The following is a 17,058-nucleotide window of genomic DNA, read 5'->3' as shown; positions in this document are numbered from 1 at the left end:
CGCTTGCACTTAAAAACAATAAAAAACCGGTCGTTACCGACCGGTTAGTTATCTGATTAACGATGGATATACGTGAAGCTGCTTGCACCACTGACCGTTTGGGTGTTAGGACCAGCTGGTGTGGAGAAGCCCATGCCGCCTTGTTGGACGGTGATCGAGTTGCCGTTAACACCGACAACATAAGCCACGTGACCATAACCGGCAGCGGCAGTCCAGCCACCGAAGTTCTGGCCGCCTGCGACAACCACGATCGAACCTACAGAAGGACTGTTGTTGACCGTGAAGCCTTCAGCTGCGGCACTGGCGCCCCATTGACCGCCATTACCCCAGTGGTTGCCGGCCCAAGGCGCAACTGACTTAACATACCAGGTGCATTGCCCGTAAGCATAAGCATTACCAGCGGAATCGCCGGACGTCTTAGTGCCGGTAGCAGGCGCATTGTTGACGACGTTGCTCTTTGGCGCACTGGCCTTGGCACTTGGCGCCGCAACAGTGCTGGTGGAAGTGCTAGAAGCAGCCTTAGCTGGCGTCTTGCTTGTCGCATCACTGCTACTCTTAGCAGTAGCACCGGCAACGGCGCTCAACTTAGCAAGACTGGCCTTAGCAGACGCGTCTTCTTGTTCAGCCTTAGCTTGTAACGCAACCAAGACAGACTTGTTATCGTTGATCTTTTGGTTCAACGCATCGGACTTCTTGTCAGCGTCGGCCTTCAAAGCAACCAGCTGAGTCTTTTCGGTTTCAAGAGAGGCCTTGGTATCAATCAATGTCTGCTTCTTGGAAACTTGTTCAGCCTGCAGGCTAGCCAATTTGTCCTTGGCGTCGTTCACCGCGTTCAACGCATCTTTGTTGGCTTGGTTCAGCTTGTTGACGGTGGACGTCCGCGAAATCAAATCGGAAAGATCATCGGAGTTCAAGACGAAATCAACATAAACGTTCCCTGTAACGGAATCGCCGGCCTGTTTTTGCAACGAAATGAGCTGTTGCTTCAATACTTGCTTACGTGCAGCCAGTTCAGCTTCCGTCTTGGAAACTTCACCCTTCAATTCAACGATGCGCGCTTGCGTTGAGGTGATCTTCGCTTGGGCATCTTGGATCGCTGTGTTCTTGTCAGCAATCTTGGTGTTGAGGTTGATAACTTCGGTGTTTGCGGCCGCGAGCTGCTCAACCAGCTGGTCCGTGCTACTTTGGTTGCTGGAAATCTGACTTTGGGTGTCGCTAGATGCGGACACTTGCGTCGCCGTTGCGGCGAAGGCCGTCAAGGTTACGGCGGTTACCAATGTGGTTAGGATTGTCTGTAACTTCATTTTTATGTTTGCCACCCTTTTTTCGTTAATCACTGTTGAGTAGCTTAACCCGTGAAGGTTACGGCGCTGTAACAAACGAATTACTATCGACGAACATTTAGACCACAAAGCGAAATGTTACACAACCGCAATCTTTCTGTAACGCAAAGGCTTTCCTACTCACACGATTGTTATCTGGTAGTGGCAATGTCACATCGCTTACCGCAAGCAAAAAGACCAAGTCGCCAACCGACTTGATCTCTTCATATCGAACATTAGTGAATCCGTACCAGGAAATACTTCTTCTTCCCGCGACGAACGATGACAAACTGACCGTCAAAGTGCTGGCTGGGATCGACCGTATAGTCGAGGTCACGTTGCTTTTCACCGTTGATCGTGATCGCCCCGTTTTGCACGTCTTCACGTGCCTGCCGGCGGCTCTTTTCGATTTTAGTGGTATCGACCAACCAGGTGACGATGTTTTCAGGCGTCGTTGGCGCATCAGCCGATGGGAACTGCTTGAAGCCTTGCTCGATTTCTTCAGCCGTCAGGTCTTGGACATCGCCAGAAAATAGTGCCGCTGAAATGGCCTCGGCTTGGTCGACAGCCTTTTGGCCGTGCACAAACTTGGTCACTTCTTGGGCCAAGCGCCGTTGAGCTTCGCGCTTTTCCGGATGGGTCTGCGTGGCTTCAACTAATTCCGCAATCTCATCTTTAGATAAGAACGTGAAGAACTTGAGGAACTTCTCGACGTCTGCATCGTCTTGGTTGAACCAGAACTGATAGAATTCGTAAGGACTGGTCTTGTCTGCGTCCAGATAGACTGCACCGCCGGCAGACTTGCCAAACTTAGTCCCATCAGACTTCAACATCAACGGGTTGGTCAACCCATAGACTTCAGCGTCGCCACCTTCAACCTTGTGGATCAAATCGATCCCTGCAGTGATGTTGCCCCATTGGTCGGCGCCACCGAGTTGCACCTGCACGTCTTCGTTCTTATATAGATGTAAGAAGTCAATCGATTGCAAGATTTGATAGGTGAATTCGGTGTATGAGATCCCGTTAGCAAGGCGGCTGGCAACGACTTCTTTGGCCAGCATCTGGTTGACTGGAAAAAGTTTGCCGTAGTCACGCAGGAAGTCCAGCATCGACAGCTTCGACAACCAGCTGTAGTTATCCACGATCCGGAAGTTATCTGTACCAAACAGGCGCTCCATCTGGGCGGTGAGCTTCTTTTTGTTCTTGTCGATGGTAGCCATCGTCTGCAACACGCGCTCGGAATTGCGCCCTGACGGATCCCCGATCGAACCAGTCGCACCACCGATGACGATCACAGGCTTATGCCCCATCAGCTGGAAGCGTTTGAGCATCATGAATGGGATCAGGTGCCCGACGTGTAAGGAATCACCGGTTGGATCTGTGCCGACGTAAATGCCCACCTTTTTTTCGGTCGTGAGCTTGCGCAAACCTTCTTCGTCGGTCAGCTGGTTGAGCGCCCCACGCCAAGCCAACTCATCTAAAATATTCTCTGTCATGATGTTCCTCCTAAATTTTTTTGACCAAAAAAATAGCCCTGTTCGCATTGCGAACAGGGGCGAATTGATCCGCGGTACCACCCTGATTTGGCCGAAACCATCTCAATGATGGTTAACGGCATCGCCCGACGATCAGTGTTGTGAGCTGTAATTCGCAAAGCCTGGCTGGTTGACTCGCAGCACCCGTCAACTTTCTGATCACTCACCAGCACCTGCTACTGATACTCACCTGAATCGCATTGAAATTAGTGTAGCACAGCCGTTTGAATTGTCAATCCTGATGCTATCTGCTTGCTGTCGTCAAGATAGAATTGAACAAGCGCCCAACAATTTGCTTTTTTGCAATCAATTTGTGCAGCCCTTGGAAAGTCGGTGTGATCGGCGTAAAATACGGATTAATTAAGGCTCCCCAAAAATTGTCGTTACCTATCTTTACATCTTTTAGGCGGAGGCTTATAATGTACTTGTTATTTAGAACCATTCTAATTTATCCTTTTGGAGGCCACACATTATGAACTTAGCAGAAAAGATCAATGTGATGCGGGCCAGCGTTATGGGGGCAAATGACGGTATCCTTTCAGTTGCAGGGATCGTCATTGGGGTCGCAGGTGCGACCAGCAACAGTCATGCAATTCTTTTGTCCGGGTTATCGGGGATGCTTGCCGGCACCGTCTCGATGGCCATGGGCGAATACGTTTCCGTCAATGCGCAACGAGACGGTGAAAAAAACGCCGTGATCAAAGAATCGCGGGCGTTAGACAACAACTTCGACGGGGAAGTCGACTTTATCCGCCAACAATATATTCAGACGGGTATCTCCGCAGATCTAGCGGAACAAGCCGCCCGTGAAATGATGACCAACGATCCGTTGTCGACGGCGGTGCGTGAGCGTTACGGCTTCGACCGCCACGAACAAACCAGCGCGATTTCCGCCGCTTTGGCCTCGATGATCTCGTTTCCTATCGGATCGATCCTGCCGCTGGTCGCCATCAGCTTCTTCCCCACGGCCATTCGCATGTGGGCGACGGTTGCAGCCGTCATCATCGCGTTAACCATCACCGGCTACACGGCAGCCGCCTTAGGCAACGCTAACCGGCCACGGGCAGCGCTTCGCAACGTCGTTTCTGGGATATTGACGATGGCGGTCACCTACTTTGTAGGCACCCTGTTTGCCCGTTAGGAGGGACGCTTCGATGAAATCTATCTCAATCAAAAACAAGCATCCTCGCGACAAGCAAACCATGGCTGAACGTGCCAACACGTTACGTGCCGGGGTCCTCGGAGCCAACGATGGCATTTTAACGGTTGTCGGCGTCTTGTTCTCCGTCGCTGCGGCAACCACCGACCACTTCACCATTTTCATCGCCGGTCTTGCTGATCTTTTGGCCTGTGCCTTTTCAATGGCTAGTGGTGAATACGCGAGTGTTAGTTCCCAAAAAGATACTGAAACCGCCGTGGTGGCAACCGAATCGCGCCTGCTCGAAACCGATTATCCTGGTGAACTCAAAACCGTCGTGGCCCACTACGTTGATCGCGGCGTGACCGCGACCACAGCTGAGAAAATCGCCAACGAGCTGATGCAAAAAGACGCGCTTGGGACGATGATCGACATCAAATACCAGCTCAAGCAAGACCACTACATGAACCCGTGGGATGCGGCGTTTTCTTCGCTGGTTTCTGCTGCCAGTGGGGGGATCTTCCCGCTGATGGCGATGACCTTCATCCCCGGCGTCTGGGCATGGCCAGGGACGATCGCCTCGGTCGTCCTCACTAGCTGTCTCACCGGCTTCTTATCCGCCAAATTCGGTGATGGCATCGTCAAAAACGCTGTCATCCGCAACGTCGTCATCGGGATCATCACCATGGCGATCCACTACGGCATCGGCCAAGCCATGTAACTACCTAATAAGCCTTCAAGGCAAACTGCTTACCCAGCTTACCTTGAAGGCTTATTTTGGTTGCAAGTCGGTACGTTGACCCATCAAAATGGCGTATAATAAAGCCTGCAGACTAATTTAGCAATCCAATTCCTGTTGCTTGCGTAAAGCTTGCGCTAACCGCTCTAAGCGGTCGATCGTGTCGCCAAGAGTCAAATAATAATAAACAATATTGCCCTCGTGGTGACTACCCACCATCCCGATTTCTCGCAAGACCTTGAGGTGATGCGAAGTCGCCGGCTGTGATAAGCCGATCGTCTCGGCGAGTTCACTTACGGTCAGGCCCTTTTTATCAGGTGCTGTCCCCAAGCTCATCAACAAGCGCTGGCGGCTACTCCCTGCCAGCGCATTAAGGTGTCCAATATCAGCCTGAAACTCTTCAAGGGCCGCGCGTTGAATCTCTGAATAATGTGCCACGATTGTCATCCCTCCATCGGTTAAACTAAAACCCCAGGTACAGTTTACGCCATTAACAATTTATTTAACAGTATTGTTCCATAACTGAGCATACACCTAATTTGGTAGTAAGCGGTGCCATTCAGGCCGATCATGCTAATTTCAGAAAGTTTCACGTCAAATTTCACGATAAAGCTTGCATTATTCCTCACTGTATTTTAATATTTGTCTAATGTTAATGTGACATTCACGAAAAGAGGACATTGTTATGACTGTAAATATTGATTGGGATAACCTCGGTTTTGACTACATGAACCTACCTTATCGCTACATTTCTTATTGGAAAGATGGCGCTTGGGATGACGGCAAGTTGTCGACCAACAACATGCTCACCATCAACGAAAGCTCACCGATCTTGCACTACGGCCAAGGCGCTTTTGAAGGCTTGAAGGCCTACCGGACCAAAGCCGGTAAAGTGCAATTGTTCCGCCCAGACCGCAACGCTGCGCGTCTGCAAGGCTCAGCGGATAAGATGCTCATGCCCCAGATCCCAGTCGACAAGTTCATCGATGCAGCCAAACAAGTTGCCAAAGCTAACGAAGAATATGTTCCCCCTTATGGCACCGGTGCGACCTTGTACCTGCGCCCGATCTTGATCGGGATCGGTGAAAACATTGGTGTGGCGCCTGCCAAGGAATACCTCTTCACCATTTTCGCGATGCCAGTCGGCCCATACTTCAAGGGCGGCATGGTACCAACCAAGTTCATCGTTGCAGACTCCTTCGACCGTGCGGCTCACTTTGGTACTGGTGGTGCCAAGGTCGGCGGCAACTACGCGGCCAGCCTGCAAGCCGGCAAGTATGCGCATGAACACGGCTATGGTGATGCGATCTATCTTGATCCAATCAACCATGAAAACATCGAAGAAGTCGGTTCCGCCAACTTCTTTGGGATCACCAAGGATGAGAAGCACTTGTTGACGCCAAAGTCCCCATCGATTTTGCCTTCGATTACCAAGTACTCCATCTTACAACTCGCCAAGGAGCGCTTCGGTCTTGAAACCGAAGAGACCCAGATCTCCATCCACAGCCTGGATCAATTTGCCGAAGCTGGCGCTTGTGGGACCGCCGCGGTTATCACCCCAATCTCCAGCATCACTTACGGCGACGACGTCCACACCTTTGGCGATGGCAAGACCGGCAAGCTGACCGAAGCTATCTACAACGAACTCACCGGCATTCAGTTTGGCGATATTGAAGCGCCAGAAGGCTGGATCTATCCGGTTGATTAAATCAAACCATCAAGAACTCGGGAAACCGGGTTCTTTTTTTGCTGAAAAACGGGACCAAGACAAAATTAACATTGCCGAAATAGCCGCGATGATTACAGAGAGGTACGCGCCATAAAGCATCGCATTTGCGCAAAAAAGGCTCTGCCAAGCAAATCACAAAGTTTGCGATTTACTCGGCAGAGCCCTTCTATTGTCTGCTTTATGTCTCAGCGGGTGATGATAGCTAGTTAAGGCTGCCGCCGTGGACCTCAGTCGCTTCCACCGCAAGGATAAACGCCTGGTCGTCGATCGTGCGCACCTGATCGACCAAGGACTTGAAATCAGGCTGTTCAACCACCACCATCAACATCTCTGTTGACTGCCCTGAGTAACCACCGACGACTGATTGTACCGTCAACCCATAATCGCTTTGCTCTTGGATTGCCAGCTTGATCGCTGCTATCGACGCACTCATGATGTAGACGGCCTTCTTCCGATCAAACCCGGTTTCGACATAGGTCATCACCAAACTGGTCAGCCCGATCGCAAAGATTGCGAGGATGAAGGCTTCCACACCAGACACCGGAATGTTGAACAGGCAAACGACCAGATCGACCAGGAACAACCCGATCGCCGGTTTGAGCGCCCAATACTTTTTTAAAATCATCGGTGGCACGGTCGTCCCGCCACTAGACGTATCAAGCTGATAGTTCAAACCCACGCCAACAGCAAAGATCACACTCCCGACAATCACCGCCAGCAAGCGATCTTTAACGAGATTCTGCTGTGGAATCACCGTTAACAAAAGTGGCAGGACAAAGCTACCAATCAAGATCCGTCGCGTCGTTTGCTTATCGAGAAATACCCATGCCAACGCAAGCATGATCAGGTTGACGGCCAACGTCGTGATCCCGACAGAAACCCCGAACGCCTCTTGCACCAAAATGGCGATCCCGGTGGCGCCACCGGCGGCAACGCCATGTGGCGCATAAAACCAATTGATGCTGACAGCGATAAGACTTAGCGCGACGAGCATCAGAACGCCGCGCCAAAGCGGGTGGTGGTGTTTGCGCATAAGTCACCTCTTTATCATTATTATCTTAATGATAACAAGTCACTGAAGTTTTGCCAAGCGCGCCTGCAACCGGCGGATCTGCTTTTTGAGCTGATGACCGATGTCGGTTTCCGCCACCGTTCGCCTTTTGGCCTCGGTTTCGACCACCCGCTTGGTCGAAATAATGTCCGTGAGATTGGCTAGCGCCAGGTCCTTGGTCACAAAAGGCTGGTGAGTCACCAATTGCATCCCATAAGAATTATCCAGTAGCGTGTAGCCCCCGATGCCAGTGGTTTTTTGATACGGTCGTGAGAAACCACCGTCGATCACGAGCATTTTCTTGTTTGCCATGATCGGTGACTTGCCTTTTTTCACCGGCGTGTGGCCATTGATCACATGTCCGGTATCGGGATCCAAGGCGAACGCCTCGAGAATTTTACGCACAAAAGGCTCGGAACGTCGCAGCCGGTAATAAGGATTGGGATGTTCGTCATGCGTCTCAGGCGCATCGATGAAATAGCGCTCAAAGGTCGTCATGTCGTGCTTGCCAAAAAGCGGTGAGTATGGTCCCGTCCACAAATACCACAGCAAATCAGTCGCTAGATCTGCCTGTTCCTTAGGGTTGGCATACGCCAAGCGCAGATTGGCCTCTAACATCTCGAACAACTGCCGGCCAGCATAGGTCGTCCCGTTGATCGTCAAGCCGACAAAGTTCCCTTGGGCATCCACAGGCACACAGCCATGAATCAACAAGTTGTGGTTATAACGCAGATACATACCGCCGTTAGCCACCAGAAAATCCATATGCCGGTGCAGTTTTTCCGAGTGTGTGAAGGCCTGTACCAGTTGGTTCACAACATGTTGCTCTTCTGGCAACAAAGCGTAGGGATCTTCTGGGTCAACAGTGGCAAAGCAAGTATCGTGTAGCGGATAGCGCTTGCCGTGCAACATGATCGACTGGCGATCCGCCGAGATCTTGTCCAACAACAGCCGGTGGTGCATCTCAAATTCTGGCCTCCGCTTGATCACAGGGCCTTCAAGCTTGAATTGAATGATCGTGATTGCCTGATGGATCTTGGTGATCTCCAGCAACTCATCTTCTGGAACGTTGGTCGCACCGTGCGGCCGAAACGCCGGGTTATCCTGGTAATAATGTTCTGCCAGCCGCGCAAGATGCCGCAAGTTGATCCCATAACGGTCTTCCAAGATGCCCAGGTTGTTGTAGCGTGCACTGATCCGGATCAAATTAGCGATACACAACGGCGAACCTGCCGCGCCACCAAGCCATAAGATGTCGTGGTTCCCCCATTGAATATCAACACTTTTTCTTGCAATCAACGCCTCCATCACCATGTCCGGTGCGGGGCCCCGATCGTAGATATCACCAACGATGTGAATATGATCAACCGTCAGGTGCTGGATCGTCGTGCAAGTCGCCGCAATCCAATTGTCCACCTGATTAAGGGCGATCAAGTTGTTGATGATTGCCCAATAATAATCTTCCTTGTCAGTGTCGGTCGACGAGTTATACAACAGCTCTTCTGTGATGTAGACAAAATTCGGATCCATCGCTTTGCGGACTTTAGAGCGCGTATATTTGGTGGCCGTATAGGCTAACAAGCGCACCAACCGCGGGACAGTTGTTAGGTACCACTGCACCAACTCCTCGCCTTGAAAGTCTTCATGCCTTGCAGCCAAACGTTCTTTGGGATAATAAACCAAAAATGCGACTTCTTTCAGCGTCTTTTCGGTCATCTCCCCGTGAAAACACTCCCGGATCTTTGCAATCACATTCCCGCTACCGTTGCGGAGCACATGCTGAAACGCGTTGTATTCACCATGGATATCACTCATGAACGCCTCGGTGGGCTTGGGCAAGTTTAAGATCGCCATCAGGTTGATCAGCTCGGTAGTGATTTCTGGTACGGTTTGGTATTTTGCTGTCGGATCGGTCATCGAATCCCTCCTTTTTGCAGGTAGACCAATAGTCATAATGTCATCATCATAGCACACTTAGACGCATCAGGAAAACGGTTACTCCAATCTTCTTGATAGCCACCGGCTCGCGCGTTGTTATGAAAGCCTACATCCTAATTGACCTGGTTTGAAAATTTTGTTGGCAACCTTACCAATTTTTAATATCAGAAATTTTACGACACGCAAAAAACGCCTCTGGCTGGATAGCGGTCAGAGACGTTTAGCATCAAGCTTGGCAACTCACGGCTGATAAGCGATCAGATCACCGGGCTGACAATTCAATGCGGCGCACAACTTGGCCAACGTCGAAAAACGGATCGCCTTGGCTTTACCGGTTTTAAGGATGGATAAGTTGGCCAGCGTCATATCCACCGTTTCTGCCAGTTCCGTCAAGGTCATCCCCCGATCCAAGAGCAGTTGATCTAAATTTATGACAATCATCGCTACCCCCTACACCGTGAGCTCATTTTCTTGCTTGTATGCTAACGCGGTCGCCCACAATCGCTCCAATACCGCTAAGAAAATCGTCACCATCAACGGCACCGCGACGATACCGGCCCCCATCAAACACAGCCCAGGGGCATCTTCTTGCTGGGCGGCAATATATATCTGGGGTAAAATCGCCGCCAGCCCGATCGTGATGCCTGCCACCGCCAGTTTCAATGCGCGTAAGTTCGCCACCGCCAGCGGCGAAAAGGCCGTGTCGGTATCTACTCGCCGCAACAAGCGCCACGCTTGGACCACAGCGACATAAAAACAGATCCAGGCAATGTAGCCGCCGGCAATAAACACCCATGCCCACAGCGCATGCTGGTAGATCTCGGCTAATTTTGGTCCCAACCGCCAAAAGCCGGCGATGCCAAAGAATGCGACGACCACACCGGCCAGCACCAACATCAATTTCAATAATAGGGTCCGTACTTTCATCTCGCTCACCTCAGCAATAGTGTACCGGATAGTTTATCGAATATCAATATGATTTTATCGAAATTCAATAAATTCCCGTTTCCTGGGTCAAGCCAAAAAAACGCCCAGCATCGCTGCCTCATTCCTGAGGGGCGCTACTGGGCGTTCCATCGACAGATCAAGCCGCGGTGATGACGATATCATCGTCTTGGACATCGGCCTTCAACTGCTTAACGTCTTGATGTTCGAGATAGTAGTCGGTCACTTTGTCGCGGATGTGCATGGCGATGACCCGCCGTAGCGGCCGTGCGCCTAACGCTTCATCATAACCTTTGGCAATCAGCCAGTCTTTGGCTTGATCGCTGACAGCCAGCGTAATGTTCTTCTTGGCCAGCGTTTGGTTGACGTCGTCCAACATCAGATCCACGATCTTGCCCAAGTCGTCTTTGCTCAGGTGCGCGAATTCGACGATGCCGTCAAACCGGTTCAAGAATTCCGGACGGAAGAACGGCGCGAGCTTGGTTTGCAGCCCTGTGGCGGCGTCTTTTTCGCCTGTCAGCGCTTCGTTGCCAAAGCCGGCATTAGACGTGGCGATGATGATCGTGTTCTTGAAGTCGACCACGTTGCCTTGACCATCTGTCAAACGCCCGTCATCGAGCACTTGCAACAGCAAGGTCAACACTTGCGGATCAGCTTTTTCGATTTCATCGAGCAAGACGATTGCATACGGATTGCGACGGACCTGTTCCGTCAAGGTGTTGCCATTGTCTTCATAGCCAACATACCCGGCAGAAGTCCCAATTAGCTTAGAAACCGCCGTCCGGTCGCTGTATTCAGACATATCCAAGCGAATGATCGCGTCTTTGCGCCCAAACATATCTAATGCCAACTGCTTGGCCAGTTCCGTCTTGCCGACACCAGTTGGGCCGACGAACAAGAAGCTCCCGATTGGCCGTTCACCATCGTCAAACCCAGCCCGGTTGCGCCGGATCGCCTTGGCGACCATATCGACCGCTTCATCTTGACCGATGACCTTGCCTTTCAGCCGGGCCCCGATCGACTGCAACCGCTGGATATCGTTGGACCCCAGCTGGGCCACCGGAATGCCGGTCAACCGTTCGACCGCTTGGGCGACATCGTTAGGCTTAGCCGTGACTTGCTGGCTCTCATCCCCATTGTTGCGCAACTGATCATTTGCCTGCGCAATCTCTTGCTTGAGCTTGGCAGCCTTTTCGAAGTCTTCATCCTTGGCCGCTTGATCCTTTTGGGTCGTCAGATCATTGATCCGCTTTTGTAAGGTGACCTTGTCTGTGACCGGATGCTTGGCGGCCAGATGCGCCGCCGTCATATCCAGCAAGTCGATCGCCTTATCTGGCAATGAACGCTGCGGTAAATATTGCACTGAGTAGTCGACACAAGCCTTCAACACGGCGTCTGGTAAGGTGACATGATGGTGTTCCTCATACAACTTGCGCAGCCCTTGCAAAATTTTGAAGGTGCTGTCGGCGCTGGGCTCATTGATGGTGATATCGTTGAACCGCCGTGCCAACGCCCCGTCTTTCATGATCGTGTTGCGGTACTCATCTTGGGTAGTCGCCCCGATCACCGTCAGATCACCGCGAGACAGCGCCGGCTTGATGATATCTGCCAGGCCTTTACTGCCGCCTTCGCCGGTGGCACCGGCACCCAAGATCTGATGGATCTCATCGAAGAATAAGATGACGTTGCCGGCTTTTTTCACCGCTGCGATCAGGTCTTGGATATTTTGTTCAAAGCTCCCCCGATATTGCGTACCGGCTTCCAGGTTGGATAAGTCGATGGCATAGATTTCTTTGTCTTGAATCGCTTCTGGGACATTGCCCGCCACGATTGCCTGCGCGAGACCTTCAACGACCGCGGTCTTACCGACGCCGGCATCCCCGACCAAGATCGGATTATTCTTGGTCCGCCGACTCAACACCTCGGCCGTTTCTTGAATCTCGTGATCCCGTCCGATGACAGGATCCAGCAGACCATCTCTGGCGGCTTGCGTCAAATTGCGGCCCAGCTTATTCAAGATGTTCTTGGACTTCGGCTTTTCCTTAGTGGCGACGGGAATATTTCCGGATTGATTTTGCAACTGAGCCGCCTCTTCCGGGGTCAACTCATGGCCATTCACGACATAACGCGGCCGACCATTATCCATGCGGTGCATCAGCTGATTAAAAAAGTCATCCATCCCATTATCAAAAAATGGATCGTTAAAACTTGCCATTGTCATTCCTCCTCATTAAGCGGTACCGTTAAAAAAGCACCGCCAACTCATGGCAGTGCGCTCGGATTATAGTCGGACCACTGCCGGTCTTCTTGTTTACATAATATATTATTGCATCCTTTTAGCACTCTGTCAAGGAGAGTGCTAAAATTATCGCAAAAAAAGCAGGCCACCCATGGGGCCCTGCTTCGTTGCACATTAATTTAATAACACCGCGTCATCATTCAGTTCGTTACCAGACTGTTCCTTAAACATCCGCAACAGGTCCGGCACCGTGAGGCCTTGCTTTTGATCTTGGCGAAGATCTACCGCGATCTTGCCGTGATCGAGCATGATCAAGCGGTTGCCGTACCGCAAGGCGTCTTGCATGTCATGGGTAATCATCAAAGTCGTGATTTTTTGGGCCGCGACCAGCTGCTCAGTCAAGGCCATCACCGTCGCTGATGTCGCCGGATCCAGCGCCGCGGTGTGCTCGTCTAACAACAACAGCTCCGGCGCCTTCAAGGTCGCCATCAACAGCGTGATCGCCTGGCGCTGACCGCCGGACAACAGCCCGATCGCGGTGCTCAAACGGCTTTCGAGGCCGAGGTTCAAACTGGCAAGCTTTTCTTGAAACAACTTGCGATCCGACTTGCGCACGCCGGCGCTCCAGAAATTACGCCAGGTGCCACGCTGCATCGCCAGACTCAAATTCTCTTCGACTGTCAGCATTGGGGCAGTGCCTGACAACGGATCTTGAAACACGCGCGAGATCAGCTTGGCCCGCTTGGCAACCGACTGGTAGGTGACGTCTTTGCCGGCGATCTTGATTTGCCCGTGCGTGACCGGCAGCGACCCGGCCACCGAGTTTAACAGCGTCGACTTGCCGGCGCCGTTACCACCGATGATGGCAACGAAATCGCCTTCTTCAAGCGTCAGGTTAATGCCTTTAAGCGCATGGTTTTCGTTGACCGTTCCTTGGGCAAAATATTGATGTAAATCTTTGACTTCTAATGCTGGCATCGGCTAGTCCCCCATTCGTTTCTGATTTTCGCGCCGGGCTTTGGATTGTTTGAACCACTTCTGAACCAGCGGCAGTGACAGGAATACCACCAGCATCAAGGCGTAGAAGAGGCGCAAGGCGTTAGGATCGACCCCGAGCTCCAGCACGCCGGCGATGATCAACCGGTAAATGATCGCCCCGACGATGATCGTCAACAGCCGTTGCCCGAAGCTCAAGTTGTGTAACAAGATCTCAGCGATGATGATTGCGGCCAGCGCAATGACCAAGGTCCCGATCCCCATCGAGATATCCGCGTAGCCGTTGGTTTGCGCCATCAGGCTTCCAGACAGCGCGATCAGGCCGTTGCTGACCATGTAGACGATGATCTTCATGCTATCGTTGTTGATCCCGTTGGCAGCAGCCATCGCCTGGTTATCGCCGACGGCCCGCGCCGCCAGCCCCATCTGGGTGTTGAAGTAAAACACCAACAAGACGATCACGATCACCAAAACGATCGCGCCGACAAGGATCGCATCCGTCGTCGAGTTCCCGGTCGAAAACAGCGTAAACACAGTTTTCACATTGCTGAGCAGCGACAAGTTGGCCTGACCCATGATGAACAGGTTGACAGAATACAGCCCGGTCATGGTCAAGATCCCTGTCAGCAGGTCAGGAATTTTCAACTTGGTATGTAAGAATCCTGAAACCAAGCCTGCCAAGGCCCCACCGATGAAGCCGTAAAGCGTGGCTAAGATCGGGTTGGCACCATGCACGAGGCTGTGCGCGGTGATCGCAGCACCTAAAGGAAAGCTCCCTTCAGCCGTCATATCGGCGATGTCTAAAATTCTGAAGGTCAGATAGACCCCGATCGCCATGATCGCCCATAATAATCCTTGAGAAACACTTGAAGTGATAATACTCATGTCTAACTCCTTCTACTGCTGACGAGGCATGACCTCGCGTATACTGGTTTGGTTGTGATGAAAAACTATTTGGCTGCTTTGTCCAGGTCTGCTTGGGTCAGATTGAAAAGCTTCATGCGCTTGGCGTTAGAAACCAGTTCTGTCTTGGCTGGAGATTCGATCGGCAGCTTCTTCACGTCTTTACCTTTGAGGATCTTGACCGCCATCTTCGCGGCTTGCTTGCCAAGAGCTTCGTAGCTGATGCCTTGAGTGGCAACCCCGGCAGACTTGATCATCGTCGCGTCGGCGTTGACCACTGGCACTTTTTTATTTTCAGAGACCTTGCCGATCGTTGGCATCGCCGCGGCGGCAACGTTATCCGTTGGGATGTAGATCGCATCGACTTGGCCGGCCAGCGACTCAGCGGCTTGTTGCACGTCGTTGGTGGTGGCAGCGGTTTTCACGACCGCGGTAAGCTGTAGCTTTTTGATCTCTTGTTTGGCCTGACGGATCTGAACCACCGAGTTTTGTTCAGCGGCGTTGTACAGCAACCCGATCTTCTTGGCTTTCGGGAAAAGCTTGTGGGTGAAGTCGATCTGGCCTTTGACATCGACGGCATCGGTGACACCGGTGGCGTTTTTATCCGGCGCCTTGATGTCTGTAACCAATCCGGCAGACTTAGGATCCGTGACGGCGGTGAATAGCATCGGCGTGTCGCTGTCTTCTTTTTGCAAAGCTTGCGCGGCAGGCGTGGCGATGGCGAGGTTCAGGTCGTTCTTATCTTGTTTGAGTTGTTGGCTCATCGATTTCAAGTTGGCTTGGTCGCCTTGGGCGTTGACGTAATCGATCTTGATTTTGTCGCCTTTGTAGCCTTGGGCCTTCAGCTCTTCGGTAAAGCCTTTACGCGCGTCGTTTAAGGCGCTTTGGTCGATCAACTGCAAGATCCCGACTTTCACCGTGCCTTTAGCGGTACTGCTTTTCTTCCCACACGCGGCGAGGCTCAAAACGGCGGCAAGCGTCGTCAGTCCGATCATCAACTTCTTCATCTTCATTTGTTTCTCCTCCAAAATAAAATGGTCGGCCACCTGGAATTGCTCCATGTGACCGGCCAATTTTTCCCGGAAAATAAAAGCCACATGGAAGCTGTTCTCCATGTGGCGTCAAAGACATGTTAAGGGTTACGCCTATCATGGATACAAACCTGCTACGCGGTTTGCATCCTAAAGATGCAAGCCGCTATCCGTAATAGCCGTAATAGTACGCGTTATTCAGTTGTGTTGGTGTTAGTCGTAACATGGTCAACACTCCTTTGCTTGCTATGTGTTCGACGATACACTCAGCAAATCCTCATGTCAATACAATTTTTTCGTTCAACCGTTATTTCAGATCCGCATCGGTGATGCCAAAAGCCTTCATCCGCTTCTCGTTTTTGACCAGCCGCACATCTTTTGGTGCTTCAACTGGGATATCTTTGACCTTCTTGCCTTTGATGATCTTGATCGCCATATCAGCCGTTTGCTTGCCCACAGATTCGAAACTGGCACCTTTGGTAGCCACCCCGGCCAGCGGGATCATTGTCGGATCACAGTTTACCACTGGCACGTGCGTTTCGGTCGAGACTTTCCCGATCGTCGCCATGCCCACGGCGGCAATGTGATCGTTTGGAATGTAGAAGGCATCAACTTTTTTGGCCAGCGCCCGAGCCGTCGCTTCAACGTCTGAAGACGACGCCACCGTCATCTCGACTGGCGTCAACCCCAACTGCTTCATCGCCTTGCGTGCGCGCTTGACCACGGCCAAGGCGTTGGGTTCACCGGCGTCATACAGCATGCCGACCTTCTTGGCTTTCGGGAACATTTGTTGCAACAATTCAAGCTGCGCTTTGACGCTGGTCAAAACGGTGACCCCGGTGGCGTTTTTGTCAGGTGCCTTCATCGCGGCCTTCGTGATCAACCCCGCCGCCACCGGATCGGTGATCGCAGAGAAGATCAGCGGCGTTTTGTTGCCGGCTTTTTCCATCGCCTGGCTGGCAGCGGAGCCGATGGCGATATTGACCGTGTTGTTGGCGCTGGTCAATTGCTGACTCATCTGGTTGAGATTGCTTTGATCGCCTTGCGCGTTGAGCACCTTGACCTTCGCCTTGCCGTAGCCTTTGGCCTTCAGCTCTTCGGTGATGCCTTTTTTGGTATCGTCGAGCGCTTGTTGGTCGAGTTGCTGCAAGATCCCAATCTTGATCGTGCTGGGATCGCTACTCTTCGTGCTCTTGCCACAGGCTGCCAACAACAACACCGCCGCGGCGGTGGCTAAACCTAACATTAACTTCTTCATGATTGTTCTTCCTCCATCATAAAAACCGGCCACTGGAAGCGTCCATGTGGCCGGCCAATTATTTTCCGGAAAATAAAAAGCCACATGGAGTTGATTCCATGCGGCGTCATTGTCATCTCAAAACTGACGGCCTCATGGATGCGCGCACGCAGGCTTGCATCCATGATCCAAGCCCGCTATCCGTAATAGCCGCCAAAGTATGTATTCAGTTGTGTCGTTAGATGCTTCATGTTC

Annotated in this window: 16 protein-coding genes; 3 read left to right on the top strand and 13 right to left on the bottom strand. The window is 51.9% G+C overall.

The window, feature by feature from the left end; translation table 11 throughout:
* Nucleotides 1-56: 56 nt before the first annotated feature.
* Nucleotides 57-1,304, bottom strand: a complete 1,248-nt coding sequence (locus ACYVRB_RS04825) for a CHAP domain-containing protein (RefSeq protein WP_461213906.1) — start codon at nt 1,302-1,304, stop codon at nt 57-59.
* 254 nt (nt 1,305-1,558) lie between these two features.
* A complete protein-coding gene (tyrS, locus tag ACYVRB_RS04820; protein ID WP_461213905.1) occupies nt 1,559-2,818 on the bottom strand; it encodes a tyrosine--tRNA ligase in 1,260 nt (419 codons plus the stop codon).
* Nucleotides 2,819-3,329: 511 nt separating this feature from the next.
* Here tyrS and ACYVRB_RS04815 point away from each other — a divergent pair.
* Both ACYVRB_RS04815 and ACYVRB_RS04810 read left to right on the top strand, forming a co-directional pair.
* Nucleotides 3,330-3,998 carry a VIT1/CCC1 transporter family protein gene (locus ACYVRB_RS04815; protein ID WP_461213904.1) on the top strand — a complete coding sequence of 223 codons (669 nt, stop codon included), beginning with the start codon at nt 3,330-3,332 and terminating at the stop codon, nt 3,996-3,998.
* Between the two features lie 13 nt (nt 3,999-4,011).
* Nucleotides 4,012-4,716, top strand: a complete 705-nt coding sequence (locus ACYVRB_RS04810) for a VIT1/CCC1 transporter family protein (RefSeq protein ID WP_461213903.1) — start codon at nt 4,012-4,014, stop codon at nt 4,714-4,716.
* A 117-nt stretch (nt 4,717-4,833) separates the two neighbouring features.
* Here the strand turns inward: ACYVRB_RS04810 and ACYVRB_RS04805 are convergent, their stop codons facing one another.
* Nucleotides 4,834-5,172: an ArsR/SmtB family transcription factor gene (locus ACYVRB_RS04805; protein WP_461213902.1), complete on the bottom strand. Its 339-nt coding sequence runs from the start codon at nt 5,170-5,172 to the stop codon at nt 4,834-4,836.
* Between the two features lie 247 nt (nt 5,173-5,419).
* Here ACYVRB_RS04805 and ACYVRB_RS04800 point away from each other — a divergent pair, with 247 nt between their 5' ends.
* The gene (locus ACYVRB_RS04800) at nt 5,420-6,442 is read left to right on the top strand and encodes a branched-chain amino acid aminotransferase (RefSeq protein WP_461213901.1); all 1,023 of its coding nucleotides are present in this window, start codon (nt 5,420-5,422) and stop codon (nt 6,440-6,442) included.
* A 223-nt stretch (nt 6,443-6,665) separates the two neighbouring features.
* Here the strand turns inward: ACYVRB_RS04800 and ACYVRB_RS04795 are convergent, their stop codons facing one another.
* The 10 genes from ACYVRB_RS04795 to ACYVRB_RS04750 form a co-directional block, all read right to left on the bottom strand.
* On the bottom strand, nt 6,666-7,496 hold the full coding sequence (locus ACYVRB_RS04795) for a YitT family protein (protein WP_461213900.1): 831 nt from the start codon (nt 7,494-7,496) through the stop codon (nt 6,666-6,668).
* Nucleotides 7,497-7,535: 39 nt separating this feature from the next.
* On the bottom strand, nt 7,536-9,431 hold the full coding sequence (locus tag ACYVRB_RS04790; protein ID WP_461213899.1) for a fructose-1,6-bisphosphatase: 1,896 nt from the start codon (nt 9,429-9,431) through the stop codon (nt 7,536-7,538).
* A gap of 261 nt (nt 9,432-9,692) precedes the next feature.
* On the bottom strand, nt 9,693-9,893 hold the full coding sequence (locus tag ACYVRB_RS04785) for a helix-turn-helix domain-containing protein (protein ID WP_461213898.1): 201 nt from the start codon (nt 9,891-9,893) through the stop codon (nt 9,693-9,695).
* Between the two features lie 9 nt (nt 9,894-9,902).
* Nucleotides 9,903-10,379: a DUF2975 domain-containing protein gene (locus ACYVRB_RS04780; protein ID WP_461213897.1), complete on the bottom strand. Its 477-nt coding sequence runs from the start codon at nt 10,377-10,379 to the stop codon at nt 9,903-9,905.
* 157 nt (nt 10,380-10,536) lie between these two features.
* Nucleotides 10,537-12,612: an AAA family ATPase gene (locus ACYVRB_RS04775; RefSeq protein ID WP_461213896.1), complete on the bottom strand. Its 2,076-nt coding sequence runs from the start codon at nt 12,610-12,612 to the stop codon at nt 10,537-10,539.
* Nucleotides 12,613-12,810: 198 nt separating this feature from the next.
* Nucleotides 12,811-13,614: an ABC transporter ATP-binding protein gene (locus ACYVRB_RS04770; protein ID WP_461213895.1), complete on the bottom strand. Its 804-nt coding sequence runs from the start codon at nt 13,612-13,614 to the stop codon at nt 12,811-12,813.
* Nucleotides 13,615-13,617: 3 nt separating this feature from the next.
* Nucleotides 13,618-14,517 (bottom strand): ABC transporter permease, encoded by a 900-nt coding sequence (locus ACYVRB_RS04765; protein WP_461213894.1) that lies wholly within the window; start codon nt 14,515-14,517, stop codon nt 13,618-13,620.
* A gap of 65 nt (nt 14,518-14,582) precedes the next feature.
* Nucleotides 14,583-15,548, bottom strand: a complete 966-nt coding sequence (locus ACYVRB_RS04760) for an ABC transporter substrate-binding protein (RefSeq protein WP_461213893.1) — start codon at nt 15,546-15,548, stop codon at nt 14,583-14,585.
* A gap of 325 nt (nt 15,549-15,873) precedes the next feature.
* Nucleotides 15,874-16,824, bottom strand: coding sequence for an ABC transporter substrate-binding protein (locus ACYVRB_RS04755; RefSeq protein WP_461213892.1), 951 nt, complete (start codon nt 16,822-16,824; stop codon nt 15,874-15,876).
* A complete protein-coding gene (locus ACYVRB_RS04750) occupies nt 16,821-16,988 on the bottom strand; it encodes a hypothetical protein (protein ID WP_461213891.1) in 168 nt (55 codons plus the stop codon). The genes ACYVRB_RS04755 and ACYVRB_RS04750 overlap by 4 nt, the downstream gene beginning before the upstream one ends.
* Nucleotides 16,989-17,058 lie beyond the last annotated feature (70 nt).

The organism is Lacticaseibacillus boliensis (assembly GCF_054784775.1).
This window is presented reverse-complemented; position numbering and strand designations above follow the sequence as displayed.